This window comes from Paenibacillus xylanilyticus (assembly GCF_009664365.1).
GTDB classification, from domain to species: Bacteria; Bacillota; Bacilli; order Paenibacillales; family Paenibacillaceae; genus Paenibacillus; species Paenibacillus xylanilyticus_A.
Map to the genome: position 1 here is coordinate 5273360 of NZ_CP044310.1, position 18721 is coordinate 5292080.

The window sequence follows — 18721 nt, forward strand, 5'->3', positions numbered from 1 at the left end:
ATGGGAAGGTCTAGTTTATACACTCCTGCAGTTAATGGTATAGTACAAGAGACTATCAAACCTTTCAGCAAACTACACATGATGTTGATGAACTTGATCATATATGCTTTTGCCACCTGAAGGAGGATCTTCACACATGACAGAGGAGCAATCCTATACGACCGAAGAAATATCCAAGCTGCTCAAAATATCCAAACTAACCGTGTATGACCTGATTAAAAAAGGAGACCTTGTCGCTTATCGCGTCGGCAAACAAATGAGGATTGATGCCACCGACCTGGAAGCATATAAGCGGCGTGCCAAGCAGCTGCAGTCCTCAGCTGGGCCGCTATCCACTTCGAGCCATTCCTCGGGGACAGCGCCAGTAATGGATAGTGCTGATGCAAGCAAATCTTTGGCTGCATCTGTTCATGACTACTCCAATGCTCCAGCCAGACCGGTATCCGAAGCATCCCACATCGTACGTGAGGAGTCTTCTGTCCCCCATGCAGCGCGGCATGTCGTCATTACCGGGCAGGATGTGAGCCTGGATATTCTCATGCGCCATATGGAGAAACAAACGCGGGACATTCGTCCATTGCGTTCTTTCATGGGCAGCCTGGACGGGCTCATCTCCATGTACCGCGGTGAGTCTGACCTGGTCAGCACGCATCTGCTCGATGGAGATACGGGCGAATACAATTTACCCTACATCCGAAAAATTCTGATTGGCTGGTCCTACGTCGTTGTAAACCTGCTCTCAAGACCAGCAGGATTGTATGTACAGCGTGGTAACCCGCGCGGCTTACAAGGCTGGGCAGACCTGGATCAGCCTGACCTGCGACTCGCTAACCGCGAGAAAGGTTCCGGGGCACGTGTTCTGCTTGATGAGCAGCTGCGTTTGCACGGGATTCCTTCTTCCCGCCTGATCGGTTATAACCTGGAAGAGACCAGTCATATGGGGGTTGCCGCGAAAGTCAGTTCCGGTGAAGCCGATGTGGGCATTGGCATTGAAAAGGCTGCGCGTCTTGTCGGTCAGGTTGATTTCATTCCACTGACTCAGGAGCGCTATGATCTGGTGATGTTAAAGAAACCGGGCAATGAGATGTGGACCGATTCGGTCCTGCGCATCCTTCAATCTTCGGAGTTCAGGCAGGAACTACAATCCTTTGAAGGCTATGACGTTTCCCGTACAGGTGAGATTTTGTACGAAGTATAGCGCGATTCAAACCATTGCCAAAAGCAAAAGACGCCGTGCATCTCGCGGCGTCTTTTCTTTTTGCTTCATATATAAGGTTCTCCTCAAACATCATTTCAGGGAGTTACGGACTTGTCATATACAATGCGGGCCACCGCATCGTGCTGATGAATGGATTCCTCGTTTCGGCAATCGACCCGGAATTTGCGTATCCAGTGCTTCTCATAGAGATCGGCGGCGACCAAACGAACAATATCTTCAACAAACCGCGGGTTCTCATAAGCATGTTCCGTTACCCTTTTTTCATCCGGCCTCTTGAGTACGGGGTACAGACAGCTGCTCGCATTGGACTCTGCTGCATTCAACAATTCTTCCTTCCAGTAACCCGGAAGCAGTTCTCCTCGTTTCCCGTCAATATGTATGCGCAGCATTCCACGCTGGTTGTGCGCACTATATTCACTAATTTCCTTGGAACACGGGCATAACGTAGTAATTTGTATATCCAAGCCCGCACCGATCACCGGAGACTTGCCTGCTTCCCAGCCCACGGTGATGGAGGCCAGTGAATGATTCAATCCGGGCAAACCCGTAACAGGTGCAGCACGTTCGTAAAACCAGGGATACGTCACCTTCAGCTCAGCTTTTGGCTGATTCATCTGCTCCGCGAGCTGCCGTGTCAATTCAACCAAGTCCGGCAATCGGTCACTCAGACCCTCCAGGTAGCTGGAATGAAGCTGTTCCATCAACCGGCTCATGTTAATACCTTTGGACTCGCGATCCAAGGATGTGGTTACCCGGAAGGTTCCAATGGTGGACCACTTTTCAGGTTCCTTGGCTGAAATAACATTCAAAGGGTACTTCACATTACTGATCCCCACCTGCTGCAGCTCAAAAAGAAAATCATTTTTGCTATTCTGCAAGTCCTGCATGTCTTCCTTACGAACAGGTTTAGCTCCTTGCACGGGATCTACCGACCCAAATAAACGCAGCCGCTCCGCCTTATCTGGCAGCACTAATGAATCGCTTGTAAGACGTTTGCTCATGTTTGTTAGCTCCTTGTAAGGCGTTGATGCAAATTCTGCTGCATGCTGGATGGTACAAGCTCATCACTTATTAGCGCCAAAACACACCGGTTTCATCCCGTTCAACTTGTTCAAGGAGTTCCTCAAAGTCCGGGCAGGGTTCGATCATGTCTACGGCATTCCAGCTGCTAGATTCATCCCGGGCATATACCTTCCATTGTTCACCTTCCCAATGAAACCGGGCGATCGGCAGCACATCCCATTGAAACCTTTCACCCGCTGGCCTTTCCTCCGTAAGAATGAGTTCGTCGTCATTCATCACATAGGTCAGCTTCACCATCGTGCGGAGTGGTGCAGGCACCTTCTCGTGGATATACCCATTCATGAGTGACTGAATTCTTCGAATGGTAAACGAGTCCAGCATATCAGTTCACAGCCTTTCATTTGCTAAAATGAATGTCCTCTTCGTTACCAGCTGGACTTGGTCACACCCGGAATCTGTCCCTGATGGGCCAGCTCGCGGAAGACAATTCGTGAAACTTTGAATTTGCGTAAATATCCTCTTGGACGTCCTGTCAGTTCGCAGCGGTTTTTCAGTCTCGTTGGAGAGGCGTTACGCGGCAGCTTCTGCAACGCTTCGTAATCTCCTTTTTCCTTCAGCTCCCGTCGCAGCTCTGCGTACTTCGCTACCGTTGCCTGACGCTGTTTTTCACGAACGACTTTTGATTTTTTGGCCATCATTTACAGCTCCTCTACGATTTTTTTGAACATGTTACACCTTACAATTCCAATTACAGAACCTTCTTCCGATCAGACAGTTTCAACAGGCCACGGCAGCGGATTATCAAATCCTCCCCAGTCGGCTTGCATCTCCTCATCACTGAGCAGGCACTGGTCCAGCTCACCCTCAATCATGTCACGCTCCATCTCAATCCCGATCATCACCAGCTCGGTCTGACGGTCTCCCCACTGAGCATCCCATTTCTCCAGGACATCCGGCTCGGTGCGAAAAATCAATTCCTTGTCCGCTTCCGGCAAGGCCGCGACCCAATGTCCGGCAGGTCCAAACTGAATGGAAGGCCCCGCCTGGCTCAGGCTTGCTGCTACATCTCCTTCAGCCGCCAGCCAAACCAGGCCTTTGGCACGAGCGACCTCTTCCGGCCAGTAGCTCATGAACTCAGCCAGACGTGCGGGATGGAATGGCTTCCTGCGACGGTACACGAAGGAGCCAATTCCGTACTCTTCCGTTTCGGGGGTGTGTGATTCTTTTTCCAGCTCCTGAATCCATCCGGCGGACATGCTCGCTTTTTCAAAATCAAAGAGACCCGTATTCAAAATCTCAGCAGGATTCACCTGTCCCTTCACGGTTCGAATAATCTTGGCATGGGGCTGAAGTTTACGGATGATGCCTTCAAGCTTGTTCAGCTCCACTTCATCAACCAGATCACATTTGTTCAGCAGCAGGACATCACACGTCTCAATCTGGTCAATCAGCAAATCCACCACGTCACGGGTATCTTCCTCTCCTGCTGCCTGGCTCCGATCCAGAAGACTCTGTCCTGAGGCAAAATCATGCCAGAACCGATTGGCATCCACCACCGTTACCAGGCAATCCAGCTTCGCCAGACGGGTCAGATCAATACCCGATTCTTCATCGGCGTATGTAAAGGTCTGCGCTACCGGAACAGGCTCACTGATGCCTGTGGATTCAATCAGGATATAATCGAACCGGCCTTCTTTCACCAGTTTCTCGATTTCCTGCATCAGATCATCCCGCAGCGTGCAGCAGATGCAGCCATTGGATAGCTCAACCAGCTTCTCTTCCGTTCTTGACAACGTGGCTTCTCCCTTCACCAGCGCTGCATCAATGTTCACCTCACTCATGTCATTCACAATGACGGCTACCTTAAGCCCCTGCCGATTGTGCAGTACATGATTAAGCACCGTCGTTTTACCTGAACCAAGGTAACCGCTGAGGACCGTTACCGGAACTTGCTTTTGTGTCATTTATATCTGCTCCTTATAGTGACAGCCAATTTGTTATTAGCCTTATTAGTAATTATTACGATTAACAACAATGACTATAATCCTGTTGGCTTCTCTTGTCAAATCATTTTTATAATAAAAAGACCTACGGTCTCGTTCCGGCAGCTCGCATCAACATGATGCGTCCCGAAAAATCCAGTCCGTAAGCCTTTAACTTTGCATCCAAATCACAGCCTAAGGTCAGCCAGCACGTGTCGTTAAAACCAGCACACAACAACGCATTGCCTGTCAGAGAGCTTTCTCAGTTTGCAGTAGAGAGCCTTTCTCCATTTCCAGATTCCATCCGTTTTCTAAATATGACGACCAGCATCATGGCCACCACGGAAAGCAACGTACAGATCGTAAACATCGTGGAATAGGAGCTGTTCTGAACAATCAGACCCATAGCGAGTCCGCCCAAGGAGAAACCCAGATCGTAGGATGACATGAACATGCCCATCAGCACATACCTGGAATCGGCAGGGAGCACGAAGGACAGGTACGTCGTTAATGTGGGATACATGAGTGCCAGGGCAAAACCACTAAACACCGCGGACAAATACACCAGGGGACCAATGAACTCCAGCAGCGCGAGCATCTGGGTTCCAAGAGCTGTACACAGCATTAATCCGGCAATTAGCCAGGTATTCCAGCTGCCGTCGGAAGGTATTTTTTTGCGCAGCACAAATCGGCATAGAATAACAACCAGTCCCTGGATCGTTAAAAACACCCCGGCACTCGCAAGTCCCGTCGATACCATATACAGCGGAAGAAACGTCGCCGTTGCTCCAAATACGCAGGAAGCAAACAGCATGACTGCACTGCTGATCAACAGCGGTGTACTGCGCCAAATGCCACGAAAGGAGCGGATCATGTCCCTTAGCGTATATGACTGATTTTGCACCGTACGTCTGGGCAGATCTACACGATATCCGATCAGCATTGGCAGTGCCGCCAAACCAATCATGAGGACCGTAAACCATATCTCGCGGGCACTCTCCCAGATCTGTATCGCCAGAATCGGAACGATAAGAGAAGGAACCATCGTAAAGAGTGTATACATGGATAACCCCTGTGCGCGGTCCTTATCTTCGAGCTTTTCCACAATGCCAGCCTGCATGGTCATGGAGAAAAACGCAGTCGCCACGCCCTGCAATGCCCGCAGCCAGAGGTAAGCTTCCACATCACTGATCATGAAGAGCACCAACGTTACGGCATGCAGAAGAAGCAGCCATTGCATGACCCGGAGAGGACCATGTTTCCCCAGAAGCTGTGCAGCCAGCGGCCTCAGCAGCATACACGTGAACATGTAAGCTCCCATCATGAGGCCTATCTCGGCCTGACTCAATCCTGCTGCCTCACTTCTCAGTGGAAGAATAATCGTTAAGGCCGAATTAGCGGCAAAAAATAAAAAAGCCAGTATATAAAACCGGATAAAGGAAAAAGAAACCGGGTTTAATTTGCCATGATTGTTTGCAGAAGCATCCAAAAGTTTGTCCCCACTTTCTCACTATTACCAGAACAGACAAGTCAAATAATCGTAATCATTATGATTAAAAAGACAATTTATCGTATACTGCTTGTCTTGTCAATGCTTGGTATGCATACTTCCTATGCTAACAATGAAACAACAGAAAAAAGCCGACGCATTCCGCATCAGCCTTCCTGCTATCTCATCGCTGACAATAGTCCCCTACGGTCATACGCAAAAATAATCATCAGTACGCCAAGTACGGCACAGATCAAATACATCCAGGAAAAAGAAAACAGATCAGCAACCGGCCCCATAACGACACCCCCAAGCGATACGCCCAAATCCGCCGTTGCAATGAATAAACCAATGAGCACGTTGCGGTTCGTCTGCGGCAGGACAAAAGACAGATAGGTCGTCAGCGTTGGATACACGATGGCCTGTGCAATGCCCATGAGTCCCGCGCCCAGATAAAATACGATTACACCTGCCTGAATGGACAGTCCTATACACGCAGCAGCGAGTGTCAGCAGCAGCATCGTTCCCATCATAAATGAAGAGTGCCATGTTCCGTCCGACGGGATTTTTTTTCTAAGCGCAATACGGGCAACCACAACGACCGCAGCCTGTATCATCAGAAACACGCCAGCATTTCCGTAATTCAATTGTGGAGCGTACAGCGGAATAAATGCCGTTATGGCACCGAACACAATCGACGAGATGAGCATAATGACACTGCATTTGAACAAAAATGGATTTCGGATCAGTTCTCCGAAGGAAGCCAGCATACCGGACTTCTGTCCAGTCTTGTCCTGTGTTGCATCAATCCCTGGTTCCTTCGTCTTGTCCATCCTGATACTGTAACCAAACAGTCCTGTTATCATGGCAATCCCAATCATGAAGATGGAGAAATAATCCATTCCGCCCGCATTCCACAGTCCCAGCGCAAGCACCGGCCCGGCAATGCCCGGAATATAGGAAAAGAGGGAATAGTATGAGATCCCCTGAGAACGATCCTTCTCGGGCAAGGCATCGATGATGCCGATCTGGAGCGCCATGGAGAAAAAGGCGGTAGACACCCCTTGCAGGGCACGGGCTGCGAAATAGCCCCCCAATCCCGTAAAGGTATACAGGATCAGCGCAAGCCCATTCAGAATCAGAATGATTCGAAGGATCCTGATCGGGCCATGCTTTTGAATAATCTGACCTGCCCATGGCCTGAAAAACATCGTTGTGAACATGTACGCTCCCATGACGAGACCAATGACAGTGCTGCTTGCCCCCAACGATTCACCTCTTAAAGGGATGATGACATTGAGGATGGCGTTAGCGCTAAAGTATAAGAGCGTCAATAGATATAAACGCAGAAAAGGCCATGACAATGCTCCACTCACGGTGTGTTCTCCTTTAGAAAGTAATTAAATGGTCCAGCAGCTTTCTCGCATACTCGGACTTCACGGTTCTCAGCTGCTGGATAGGCACAATTTCTTCGATGCGACCCTCTCTGAAAATGACCACTCTGTCACAAATATAGGCAGCTGCCTGGATATCGTGGGTGATGAATATATAGGTCAGCTGATAGATCTCCTTCAGCTCTTTCAGCACATGGAGCACTTGAGTCTGAACCGATACATCCAGCGAACTGATTGCTTCGTCCAGCACAATGCACTGAGGCTCTGTTGAGATGGCCCTGGCGATACAAACCCGCTGCACTTCTCCCCCTGACAATTCATGCGGATACCTGGATCGGTATGAGTTATCCAGCCCAACCTGGCTAAGCAGCACATCGATTTTGAGCGAATGGGCATGGCCTTCCGGGTTCTTTTTTTGTAGGCGCAGTGGTTCCATAATGGCTTCCTCGACCGTAAAAAACGGATTGATCGACGACTTGTAATCCTGAAAAACGGCACTAATCCGGCCCCTTCTTGCCTTTCTGTCCAGCACAGATCTGCCTTCGAGCAAAATCTTTCCTTGCTCCGGGCGTTCCATCCCCAAAATCAGTCTGCCCAAGGTGGACTTTCCACTCCCGCTCTCCCCGATGATCCCCAGGCATTCTCCGCGCGAGCATTCAAAACTGACATCATGCAGAACGGATTTCCGTCCTCCGGAAAACAAGCCGCCTAGTGGATAGGATTTATGAACATGATCAACGTTTAGCAATATGCTGTTCCTCCTGCATCAATTGCCTGAAATGATTGCTCAGCTCCTGGCGGGTGGACACCAAGAACTGTGTATACGGGTGCTGCGGTTTCGAAAAGACGGAGTGAATGCTGCCGGACTCCACAATATGTCCATCCTTCATGATCAGAACCTCATCCGCGATCTTTCGTACGACTCCAAGATCATGCGAAACAAAAATCATGGAGCATCCCATTCGTTCCCGCAATTGGATCAGCTGCTCGACCACTTCGTATTGAGAAATCGTATCCAGAGCCGTTGTAGGTTCATCCGCTATGATCACATCCGGTTCCAGCACGAGTGCCAGCGCAATCATGATTCGCTGCAGCATGCCTCCTGACAGCTGGTGAGGATATTGATTCATGATGTGCACCGGATTTCTCAGCATGACCCGCTCCATGGCCAATTTCATGTTCTGCTCCACTTCCTTGCCATTCCATCCATAATGCGCTTGAAGGGTCTCTCTCAGATGAACACCGATCACACAGGAGGGGTCAAATGCACCCATTCCGTTCTGGAGAATCATGCACAGATTCCGGCCCCTTTTTTTGCGCATGTCCTGCTCCGTGAGCTGGTTCAGATCTACTCCTTGGAATAGAATCCGGCCGGACTGCCGGATGGCTGGTTTATTCAGGCGCATGATGGACCTGCATGTCATCGACTTGCCGCTCCCGCTTTCTCCTACAATGGCGAGGCACTCCCCTTGCTTCAACTGGAATGAACTATTGGGCACGATGACTTCTTCCGTAAGGGCATCCCATATTCGCAGCTGCTCAACTTCCAATATATTCATAAGAGACCTGTTCACCTCTCTTCCTTCCGCGAAGCTTGCCGCCCGGTTTGGACGTCATCAATTTGGGGTCAAGTGCCACCTGCAGCGCATCGGACAGAAAATTGAATGCCGATACGACCAAAACAATCGCCAGACCTGGCGCAAGCATCAGCTCCGGCCTGGAGAACATGACTTCTCTGGCCTCATTCAGCATCATGCCCCACTCTGCTTGCGGTGCCTGAACGCCCAATCCGAGAAATGACAGCCCGGAAATTTGCAGGATCATGGAGCAGATGGAGCTGCTCGAAATGACAGCAATGTCGGAAAAGGTGACGGGCAAAATGTGCTTGTGAATGATGCGCAGGTGGCTGATTCCCGAAGCCCTGGCGAATCTCACATAATCCATCTCGGAATATTGCATGACTGATGTACGAATAACCCGGGCAAACCATGCCCATTTCATGACCACAAAAGCGATCAGAATATTTTCAAGTCCAGCACCCAAAATGCCAACGACCGCAAGCGTCATCACGTATCCCGGAAAAGAAAGCATAATATCACAGATCCTCATGAGGATGGCGTCGGTTTTTCCTTTAAAGTAACCTGAGATGAACCCCACGAGGGCCCCCAGAAGAACAGAAGCCAGCAGAGCAACCAAAACCCACAGTACACTTGGCCGAATGCCATAGATCAGCCGCGACAACACACATCTGCCCAGATGATCATTGCCAAGGAGATACGACCACGATGCTGATGCATACCTGAGCTTCATGTTCACTTCTTCGGGATCATGCGGTGCAAACAAGGGAGCAAGAACGCCAGCAACGATCATCACCACGATAAAGGCAAGAGATGCCATGGCGAGCTTATCCTGGCTTAAATTGCGAAGGTTTCTCATTCGAATTCCTTTCTGAGTTTGGGATTCAGTGCCGCGTTCACGATATCGGAAAGTGTATTAAACAGTACAAACGTGACAGCCAGAATAAGCACGTACGCCTGGATAATCGGAAAATCCCGGCTCAGGATGGATCTGACGCTTAAACGGCCCAGGCCTGGCCAGGCGAACACATTTTCAATCACAACCGTGCTTCCAAGTACAATGGGAATAGCCATACAAAAGATGGAAACGGACACCTGCAGCGAATTCCGCAAGATATGCATTGTTACCTTTCTCTCGGGGATTCCGCTGGCTCGGGCGTATAGAACATAATCTTCATTTAAATTGTTAAGCATGGAGCTTCTAACGCTCCTGAAGTAGATCCCTACATAACTTACCGTAATGACGATGACCGGAAGAATATAGCTCTGCGCCGAATCCATTCCGCTGGTGGGCAGCAGATCAAGCTTGACGGAGAAGTACCAGATCAGCATCGCTGCAAGCCAGTAGGAAGGTATCGCCGTGAGCAGGAAGGAGAAGCCACGTACGGACTTATCCATCATTTTCCCTTCCTTCATCGCACAGATTACACCTAACATGATCGAGAAAAGGATAATGAAGACAGAAGAAATCAGCGTTAATTTGAGCGTGTTCACAAATGCCGGGCCAATCATGGACCAGACGGGATTTCCGGTCACATAGGATTCGCCAAAGTCCAGTTGAAGACAGGCCATCAGCCAGTTTCCGTATTGAATCATAAACGGCCGATCCATGCCGAGCTCTGCCTTGGTTTGGGCAATCAACTCATCCGTAATCTGCGGTACTTCCTGCGCCTGCAGTACAACAACGGCAGGATCCAGCGGTGACAGATTGATCAAAACAAAGGTTAAAAACGAAATAATCAGCAGCAGGGGTATTGCGAGCAGAATCCGTTTGACGATAAAACTCCCCATATCCATCTCCTTTTTCAGATAAAATCGAATGGACCCTATTGAAATTTCATGCGCTCAAATGGCAGCTCAAATTGAGTCTGCTTAAATGCAATGCCATCCAGGTTTTTGGGTGCCACAATCGTCATGCTTCCGTTCGTAAGAGGGATAAACACGGCTTCCTCGTGAACCATGCTCATGATGTCAGCATACAGTGCTTTCCTTGCACTCTCATCGGTAGACACCATCACGTCTTCAATCTTGGCGTACATTTCCTTGGCACCAGCCATCCCGCTTGTTGTATGCAGATAGGCTGAGCTGGAGGCAAAGGCAGAAATGGTGCTCTGAGGATCATAAGCCAGTCCCCACGTTTGATTGAACAGCAGATCATACTCGCCCGTAGATCTTCGGTTAGCGATGGATGAGGATTCTTCGCCGATAATCGATAGCTGGATACCGATATTTTTCAATTCATTTTGAATATATTCAGCCTGCGTTTTCTGCGTAGAGGAATTGCTGTCATAATACAAATCCATCTTCAGCTCTTGCCCTTCTTTGGTTCGTACAGCAGCACCACTGCCTATAGTCCAGCCCGCTTCGTCCAGCAGCTTCTCTGCTGTGCTTACATCATAAGGTCGTGTCTTCAATTCCACGTCGGCGTAATTCACATTGGAAGAGAATAGGGTCTGGGCAGGGGTCTGTGTTCCCTCAAAAATGTCGTTGCTGATGGTATCCCGATCTATGGCATGCCAGATGGCTTCTCGCACGGCTGTTTCACTGACCGGATTATTCCTTTTGCTGCTGTTGACCGCAATGATGCTCGTGTTCATCGGTTCACTTCGTATCACCTGATACTCCCCTGATTCAGCCAGTTGATTCATCGCATGAACATCAATACTGTCGGCACCCCGGTCATCGGTGAACACGAAGTCAATTTCACCTTTTTGCAGGGCCAGAAACGTTGTCTCTCCTGCCGGGAGAACTTTGGCTACGATTTTTTGAATTTCGGGTTTGCCTCCCCAATAACTTTCGTTCGCCTCAAACGTTGCATTCTCGTCTACCTTATGCTCCGTAAGCATGTACGGCCCTGTTCCATGGTAGCCATTCACACCATCCTTGGTCCCGCCTTGGATCATGTCTTTGGGGGAAATGAACACATAGGGCCGGGTCATGGACAATTCCACCAATGTCGGATAATAGGTACTGGACAGCACCAATTCAACGGTGTGTTCATCAATGACATTGGTACTCACAATTTTGGTGGACAGCTTAATCCACGCATGTTTCTCACTATTGGCCTGGACCGCATCAAAGTTAGCTTTGACCGCCTCGGCGTTGAACGGTTCTCCGTCCTGGAATTTCACATCTTCTCGCAAATGAAAGGTATAGACCTTCCCATCCTCGGAAATATCCCATGATTCCGCAAGCAAGGGCTGAATGCCATCTGCCGTGTTTTCGACCAATGACTCATATACCATACCTTGAGCAGGCATGGAGCCTGTATACAAATGGGGATTCATATCATTAATATCCTTGGCGGAAGCATAGATCAGATCCGTCTTCTTCTCTCCCTCGGCTGCCCCCGTCTGTGCAGTTCCCTTCTCGCCGCAGCCGGCCAATACGACCAACATCAGCGCAAATATAATACTTAAGCCCATACTGGATGTTCCCTTTTTCACAATGTTTCCTCCTGATGATCAATTTCAAGTCCTTCACAGATCATGTTCAGATCATCAGCAAACGTCCGGATCTGAAATGTGCTGGATAACGGCAATTCTCTCTGTTCCTGTGCTACTTGCACCAGTTTGTTCTCATAGGTTGCGATGAATTTGTCTAAGGTGGGGCAGTCCACCCGGAGATGCCTTGCAATGCCCTGAATGATTTTGATCCGGTAATAATCTTCCTGGGGCATCCTTGGGATCTCAAGCTGTCCTTCGTGATTGATGAACATCTTCCGGAATGGCACAGCCGAAAAGTCAAAATATTTCCCTTGTTCGTCTGGCTGCGAGAAAGGGTCAATCAGTAACGAGGTATACCGTATGTACAGCAAATACTCCTGATGTATGTCCTGCAAACCGACAAATTCTTCGATATCAGAACGCGATAAACTCTGTAAATGAACCGGATAGTTATCGTCCGTCATGAATTGAAGCAGGTTGAGCGGCGTTATGTGCAGCCGGTCTGTAATCCTCATGATTTCTTTCCATCCTGCGAGCATATCCCGTATGAGATGTTGGTTGATAGGCCCTTCCGGGTAGAGCTTGTAGACATACCTCTGGACGCCAGCATTTCCAAAGATCGCGTTTAAAGAAAATTCATTCATGAATAACGCCGGATGCACATACAGCGAGATGTTTCGTGTCTCCGCCTCAAACGGGGAGGCCATCACTTCCATCACCACTCCGAGCTGATCAACCATTTTGCATAATTCGTTTACTGCTTCTGAAGGGGTTCGAGTGGAGCCGATATACAGTTTTTTCTTCACTCCGGTTGTCACGACATGATTGGAAGGCTGTCCATCTGTCCATCGCGTATCCCCGCAATAGGTGGAGAAACTGATCACTTCCGGCGTGTACCCTAACTCACTTACATACTGATGAACCAGGCGGTTCGATCCAAATGTGGGAGATACCAGCACGATGCACTGGACCTGCTTCAGAACGTCCGGATCCACCTGACTTAATACCTGAACATAAGCATCTGTCGTGACAGCAAGAATCAGCGTATCCCAGCTGCCTTCAATACGGCTGTACCCGGTAAAGACCCGATCCACTCTACACTCGCCTGCCAGACTCCGATGCTTCTCATTCTGAACGCTTACAAGAATGTGCTGATCATGACGGTCCAATGCACCGAAGAATTCATTGGATCTAACCGATTCCCTTCCGGCCACACCAATGGTGGATCCTCGTTGTTTCTTGAATAATACAGCTAGTTGAATGGATGCAGGCCCGGTTCCCATGATTAAGACTCGTTCAAAACCACTCATATGTGCCTCCTCCTTATCCGACATGCGAAGATTTCTGATACAGTGCAATGTCAAACACATCGTGTGGACGCAAGATGTTATCAACCAATCGCCATTTCCGCGGGTCCGTCTCCTGCTGAGGGTAATTGAACAAGGACTTCAATCCATTGCCATATCGCATCGCAACAACAACGTGCTCATTAGTAAGCGAATGAAGCTGATTCAGGATGTCATATTTCATGGCGACTGTGGAACTGAAAATGATATGCGTGGCTTCTTTCGTAAAATCGAGCTCCTGAACAAATGCCTTTTGCAAATGGATGCGGAGACCAGCCCCCAATGTATTCACAACCGCCCGGCCTAAGCCGATCGCCTCTTCATCAATATCAATGCCTACCACCTGTGCCCCCGTTCTTCTGGCGATAAGCAGGGGAGTCATTGGAAATGCTCCCGATCCGATCAGAAGCACCTTGGAGTCTGAAGTTACATGGAAACTACCGAATTCCTTCTCAATGCATTCCTCAATATTTTTGAAATAATCCGCAATCTCCACTTCTCCGTGCTGCAGCTTCAATGCCCGATATTTCTCCATGATCGCTACGCAGCGGGAGGATTGATGCCTTAAATCCAGTACAAGCTGTGTGAACCCGGTGCCCTCCTCATGCTCCTGCTCTGCCCAGAACGACTCATGGCGCTTATCCGTGATCCACTGGGAATAGGCATTGATGGCCAGCTCCATCTGTTCTGCATGAAGAATGGAATGATCATATTTCCGGGCAAGTTGTTCAAAGGTATTCAGAAAATCATTCAACTGTCTGGTAAAATCCACGACCATATTCATGTGTTTCCCCCTTATTCATGTCCATCTGTTGTACATCAATAAAAGCTGTCCCCTGTGCCACAATGCCGACAGAACCCTCAATGTGAATGCTTCCCAGCCCATGTTCATCAAACCGGGCCACGACGTTAATCGAACCTCCCGGCTGTTTAATTAGGGCGGTAATCTCTCTTCCTGTCTTCCATGCAAGGTAAGCACCAAGCGAAGCTGTACCTGAACCGCATCCTCTCTCCCATATCAGGCTATCCAGTCCGGGAACATAAATCAGTGGAGCCAACTCTTCCGAAAGTGGGTTGAACAACAAAATGCCAATCAGTTTGTCTCCCAGGGTTAGTCCAAGCAGACGCGCGAGGTTTTGTGCTCTTGTTCGGATCCCATCATCGAACCCATCCACCTCCACCACGATATGAATGAATTCCTCGTACCGGACAATAATCATATCCTGATCGAATCCTTCGTACGTTATGGTCTGCCGTTCAATCTGTCTGGGAATCGGCATGTTCACCTGACAAAAGTATTCATTCAGCTGTTTTCTCACTTGGCAGGTGATCAACTGCTCTGTACCCGATACCTCAAGCAGCAATTCAGTGTAATCTCGAGAACCCAGCTCCTGTTCAGATGCAAGGTAGGCTGCCAGAGCCATGCAGGCATTACCACAAAACTCTCCTCCGGCCATCTGCAACCGCGCTGCAGCTCCGCGCTGAAGGGTTGGCACAATAAATCCGACCTGCTCCGCATAGACATGATCGTAGGACATGATGCTTGAAGCGATATGTTGGTACTCCTCTGCTGGATGACTTGTTTTCACCAAAACCGTCATGTTCTGTGTTGGATTAAACTTGATAAATTCGATCTCCTGTTTCATCCCAGCTACCTCTATTCCTGTTCATTCAGATTCGGATGAGTTTCACCTGTGCGCTACCTCACTGCATTAATAGTAATTATTACGATTAATAATCGAGAAAAATATAGCATACAAAATTGAGACCGTCAACAATATTTTTCCATTTCAAGAAGCTTCTTTGATTTGAATCCATCTCTTTGTTGTGCATTCATTTTTCTGCCTGCCAGACAAAAAAACGGTCACCCCATGAGGATAACCGTCCTTTCAAAGCACACTGTTTGGTACTTGCGTTTATCGCATCACTCACCCTGCTGCTGCAGGTTTTGCAGCGCTTGCTCTGCCAAAGCAGCGAGCAGATGCGCTCCCAGCGGCAGCGCCCGTTCATCCAGATCAAATGCAGGATGATGCCACTCATGTGGTCCGGATGTACCAAGGAAAAGGAACAGGCCTGGAACCTGCTTCTGATAAAAGGAGAAATCTTCACCTGCCGGAGAGGGCAGCGGTCTAACACTGTTCAATCCTACTTCAGCAGCCACCTGTTCCGCCGCGGAAGCCAGCGAAGCATCGTTAACCACCGCAGGCGGTCCCTGAATCCAGCGAACCGTCGCCCGTGTACCGTATGCAGCCGCCACACCGGACACGACCTGGTTGAATCGTTCACGAATACGTGCACGGACTTTCTCGTCAAAGGTACGCACCGTGCCATCCAATATGGCCTGATCCGGAATGACATTCCAGGCTGTACCGCTGTGAATCTTGGTTACGCTAATCACGGCACTCTCCTGTGCACCCACATTCCGGCTCACAATTGCCTGCAAAGCCGTTACAATATGCGAGGCAACAACAATCGGATCGATTCCCGCTTCGGGTACCGCAGCATGTGTGCCCACCCCTTCAACGTTTATCACAAAACCATCCGCCGCTGCCAGAAGTGCTCCTTCACGGATACCGACGGTGCCAACCTGAAGATCCGGTTTGTTATGCAGACCAAACACGGCACGGACGTCAGACAGCGCTCCGCTCTGAATAACCTGCCGTGCGCCCGTTGCTTTTTCTTCCGAAGGCTGGAACAGCAGCCTCACTTTGCCCGGCAGTCCGGACTCCCGCTGTTTCAGCAAACGAGCCGCACCAACCAATATGGCCGTATGTGCATCATGCCCGCAAGCATGCATCTTGCCTGCAGCCTGGGAAGCAAATTCAAGTTTCGTCTCTTCCTGGATCGGCAAAGCATCTATATCTGCTCTAAGGGCAACAACAGGGCCGTCCCCTTGACCGATTTCGGCGACAAGACCCGTACGCAGTGAATATTCATCTGCGATACGTACCCCTTCCTCCTCCAGCCAGCCGCGGATGGCGGCCGTCGTTTCCTTTTCCTCGCCCGACAATTCCGGATAGCGATGCAGATGCCGCCGAATCGCGATTAACCGCTCCGCAAATGCTTCATCGGTTACCGCAGGGATGCGCTGCGTGCCTCTTTCCTCTTGCCCTATCTGCTGCTTGGGCTGTTCCAGCTCACTCTTCATAACGCTGCCTCCTTCATCGTCATCTATGTGCTGCAAAAAAAGCAGTTTCTGAATTCCAATCTAACCAATAGCCGCTTGCGCAGGTTCGGATTCACTCCAGAATTCACCCAGTCCCTGTTCATCCAATGCCTCGCGCAGCAATTCAAAAGAGCGAATGCGTTTCGCGAAATCACGTGTGGCTGTTGTGACAATCAACTCATCCACGGCAAACTCATCCTGAAACTTTTGCAGAGCCTGACCTACGGTTTCCTTTGTTCCACGGGTTACACTCGGCTCCAGAACCTCAATGCGATATTTCTCATTTGATTGCCGTCCGAATTCTTCTGCCTGCTCCACTGAACCAACCGTCAGTACTTTGCCATTCTCCAGGTGGATCTTGACCAGCATATGCTCACTTGCCAGCTCTTCAGCCTCTTCCTTGCTCTCTGCCACAATTAAGGAGATCGCAAGAACAGCGTAAGGCTCCCGGCCTTCTGAGCGGTTGAATTGCTCGCGGTATACCCGAAGAGCTTCTTGTGCCACTTCAATATTGCTATTGATAAACAGGGAGAACACATAAGGGAGTCCTAGTTCCGCCGCCATGCCAGCGCTATCGACACTTGCTCCAAGCACATACAGCTCGGCAGGTATTTCGGACACAGGTGCAGCACTTAAACCGGCAAGTGGATGGGCTTCATCTGCGTACGGTTCATTATGAATATACTGCTTCACTTGACGTATTTTCTCCTTCAGTGACGCTGCCTCCTGAATGCCCTGCTGCAGAGCCTGCGTAGAACGGGGCAGTCCTCCTGGCGCACGTCCTATGCCCAGATCGATCCTTCCCGGTCCAAGCGCTGCGAGCACATTAAAATTCTCGGCAACCTTGTAAGGACTGTAATGCTGGAGCATCACCCCACCGGAACCCAAACGAATTCGCTCTGTATGTGCCAGCAAATGCGAAATCAGCACCTCTGGTGAAGAACCTGCCACATGTCCTGAATCGTGATGCTCCGATACCCAGAATCGGTGAAATCCAAGCTGCTCTGCTCGCTGCACCAGCTCAATGGTATGCCGGAATGCATCCACCGGTGTCTCCCCTTCATAGATTGGGGTCTGATCCAATATGCCAAGACGAATCCCCATACGTTTCTCCTCCTCCAATTAAGCTGCCGTATTCGGCTGCCAAGCCCGTTCTTGCTTCTATAACTGCCGCAGCAGCTCCCCAAAGGGCTCTGCAAACGGTGAATGTTCTTCTTTTAACGTCACGACACTAATCTGCAGCGATACACCAGCCACTTCATGAACCTGAATGGGAAACAGCTCCTGGTCCTGCACTTCCTTCTGCACCGTCAGTCCCGGCAGGAAGGCAATACCCGCTCCCTGAAGAACCAGTTTCTTCGCCGTTTCCGAATGGTCCACATGATATGTAATATCCGGCGGATGGTCCAGGGAGTCGAACGCACGGTGAATACGCAGCCAGTCCAGGGAACCGCATTCGAAGAAAACCAGCCGCTCATTGCGAATCGCCTCCATGCTGACGTGTCCGCGTTCTATAAATGGGTGTCCCTTGTAAACATACAGCTGGATCGGGTCCTCATAAAAAGCAATGGTACGTATGGCCGGGTGCATAACCTTGCGTACAAATGCCAGATCAATCTCCTGATTCAGCAGCTTCGCGACCAATTGATCGGTTGTAGCCGTTGTGAGCTTGATGTTGACCTCAGGATAGGCTTCCTTGATTTTGGGGAGGAAGTCCGGAATGACATAGTTGGATACCGATACGGTACTGCCGAGACGAAGCGCGTCTGGTGTCGTCCGGCGCTGCTGAATCTTCTGCCTGCCCTTTTGGATAACCTGCAGCACCTGCTGCGCGTAAGGTAGGAATTTTCTCCCCTCATCCGTGAGCACGATCTGTTTGCCAAGCCGATCAAACAGCTTGCAGCCAAGCTCACGTTCCAGGGATTGAATACGAGCCGTTACAGATGGTTGGGACAAAAAGAGTACTTCGGCAGCCTTATTGAAGCTTCCGTAATGATTGATATATACAAATGCTTCAATGTTCTCAATATTCATAAGCGCCTCCGCATCCAGGTCCACAGACGTTTGACCTTATATCAA

18 protein-coding genes are annotated in these 18721 nt (G+C 49.7%); 1 reads left to right on the forward strand and 17 read right to left on the reverse strand.

The features are described 5' to 3' along the window. The first annotated feature begins 136 nt into the window (after window positions 1–136). Entirely contained in the window at window positions 137–1198 is a 1062-nt protein-coding gene (locus F4V51_RS23485; protein ID WP_153979835.1) for a helix-turn-helix transcriptional regulator, read from the forward strand. Window positions 1199–1293: 95 nt separating this feature from the next. On the opposite strand, the gene folE2 is transcribed toward F4V51_RS23485, so the two are convergent. The 17 genes from folE2 to F4V51_RS23570 all read right to left on the reverse strand — a co-directional run bounded on the left by folE2 (window position 1294) and on the right by F4V51_RS23570 (window position 18676). Beyond that, the gene (folE2, locus tag F4V51_RS23490; RefSeq protein WP_153979836.1) at window positions 1294–2220 is read right to left on the reverse strand and encodes a GTP cyclohydrolase FolE2; all 927 of its coding nucleotides are present in this window, start codon (window positions 2218–2220) and stop codon (window positions 1294–1296) included. A 70-nt stretch (window positions 2221–2290) separates the two neighbouring features. After that, window positions 2291–2623: a DUF3024 domain-containing protein gene (locus tag F4V51_RS23495; RefSeq protein WP_153979837.1), complete on the reverse strand. Its 333-nt coding sequence runs from the start codon at window positions 2621–2623 to the stop codon at window positions 2291–2293. Between the two features lie 44 nt (window positions 2624–2667). Beyond that, the gene (gene rpsN, locus F4V51_RS23500) at window positions 2668–2937 is read right to left on the reverse strand and encodes a 30S ribosomal protein S14 (protein ID WP_063566651.1); all 270 of its coding nucleotides are present in this window, start codon (window positions 2935–2937) and stop codon (window positions 2668–2670) included. Window positions 2938–3009: 72 nt separating this feature from the next. Then, a complete protein-coding gene (locus F4V51_RS23505) occupies window positions 3010–4206 on the reverse strand; it encodes a GTP-binding protein (RefSeq protein WP_153979838.1) in 1197 nt (398 codons plus the stop codon). Window positions 4207–4486: 280 nt separating this feature from the next. After that, complete coding sequence (gene cntE / locus F4V51_RS23510) at window positions 4487–5713, reverse strand: staphylopine family metallophore export MFS transporter CntE (protein WP_153979839.1); 1227 nt, start codon at window positions 5711–5713, stop codon at window positions 4487–4489. A 179-nt stretch (window positions 5714–5892) separates the two neighbouring features. Beyond that, window positions 5893–7089 carry a staphylopine family metallophore export MFS transporter CntE gene (gene cntE / locus F4V51_RS23515; RefSeq protein ID WP_153979840.1) on the reverse strand — a complete coding sequence of 399 codons (1197 nt, stop codon included), beginning with the start codon at window positions 7087–7089 and terminating at the stop codon, window positions 5893–5895. A gap of 13 nt (window positions 7090–7102) precedes the next feature. Beyond that, entirely contained in the window at window positions 7103–7855 is a 753-nt protein-coding gene (locus F4V51_RS23520; protein WP_153979841.1) for an ABC transporter ATP-binding protein, read from the reverse strand. After that, the gene (gene cntD / locus F4V51_RS23525) at window positions 7842–8666 is read right to left on the reverse strand and encodes a staphylopine uptake ABC transporter ATP-binding protein CntD (RefSeq protein ID WP_153979842.1); all 825 of its coding nucleotides are present in this window, start codon (window positions 8664–8666) and stop codon (window positions 7842–7844) included. The genes F4V51_RS23520 and cntD overlap by 14 nt, the downstream gene beginning before the upstream one ends. Continuing rightward, window positions 8647–9543: a staphylopine uptake ABC transporter permease subunit CntC gene (gene cntC / locus F4V51_RS23530; protein WP_153979843.1), complete on the reverse strand. Its 897-nt coding sequence runs from the start codon at window positions 9541–9543 to the stop codon at window positions 8647–8649. The genes cntD and cntC overlap by 20 nt, the downstream gene beginning before the upstream one ends. Continuing rightward, window positions 9540–10475 carry a nickel/cobalt ABC transporter permease gene (gene opp1B / locus F4V51_RS23535; RefSeq protein ID WP_153979844.1) on the reverse strand — a complete coding sequence of 312 codons (936 nt, stop codon included), beginning with the start codon at window positions 10473–10475 and terminating at the stop codon, window positions 9540–9542. The genes cntC and opp1B overlap by 4 nt, the downstream gene beginning before the upstream one ends. 35 nt (window positions 10476–10510) lie before the next feature. After that, the gene (gene cntA / locus F4V51_RS23540; RefSeq protein ID WP_153980834.1) at window positions 10511–12109 is read right to left on the reverse strand and encodes a staphylopine-dependent metal ABC transporter substrate-binding lipoprotein; all 1599 of its coding nucleotides are present in this window, start codon (window positions 12107–12109) and stop codon (window positions 10511–10513) included. Between the two features lie 17 nt (window positions 12110–12126). Next, window positions 12127–13440, reverse strand: a complete 1314-nt coding sequence (locus tag F4V51_RS23545) for an opine metallophore biosynthesis dehydrogenase (protein WP_153979845.1) — start codon at window positions 13438–13440, stop codon at window positions 12127–12129. Between the two features lie 13 nt (window positions 13441–13453). Continuing rightward, entirely contained in the window at window positions 13454–14260 is an 807-nt protein-coding gene (locus tag F4V51_RS23550) for a nicotianamine synthase family protein (RefSeq protein ID WP_153979846.1), read from the reverse strand. Next, window positions 14223–15122 (reverse strand): histidine racemase CntK family protein, encoded by a 900-nt coding sequence (locus F4V51_RS23555; protein ID WP_236146631.1) that lies wholly within the window; start codon window positions 15120–15122, stop codon window positions 14223–14225. The genes F4V51_RS23550 and F4V51_RS23555 overlap by 38 nt, the downstream gene beginning before the upstream one ends. A 278-nt stretch (window positions 15123–15400) precedes the next feature. Beyond that, on the reverse strand, window positions 15401–16624 hold the full coding sequence (locus F4V51_RS23560; RefSeq protein WP_153979847.1) for an amidohydrolase: 1224 nt from the start codon (window positions 16622–16624) through the stop codon (window positions 15401–15403). 60 nt (window positions 16625–16684) lie between these two features. Continuing rightward, window positions 16685–17746 carry an LLM class flavin-dependent oxidoreductase gene (locus F4V51_RS23565; RefSeq protein WP_153979848.1) on the reverse strand — a complete coding sequence of 354 codons (1062 nt, stop codon included), beginning with the start codon at window positions 17744–17746 and terminating at the stop codon, window positions 16685–16687. 57 nt (window positions 17747–17803) lie between these two features. After that, window positions 17804–18676, reverse strand: a complete 873-nt coding sequence (locus F4V51_RS23570) for a LysR family transcriptional regulator (RefSeq protein WP_153979849.1) — start codon at window positions 18674–18676, stop codon at window positions 17804–17806. Window positions 18677–18721 lie beyond the last annotated feature (45 nt).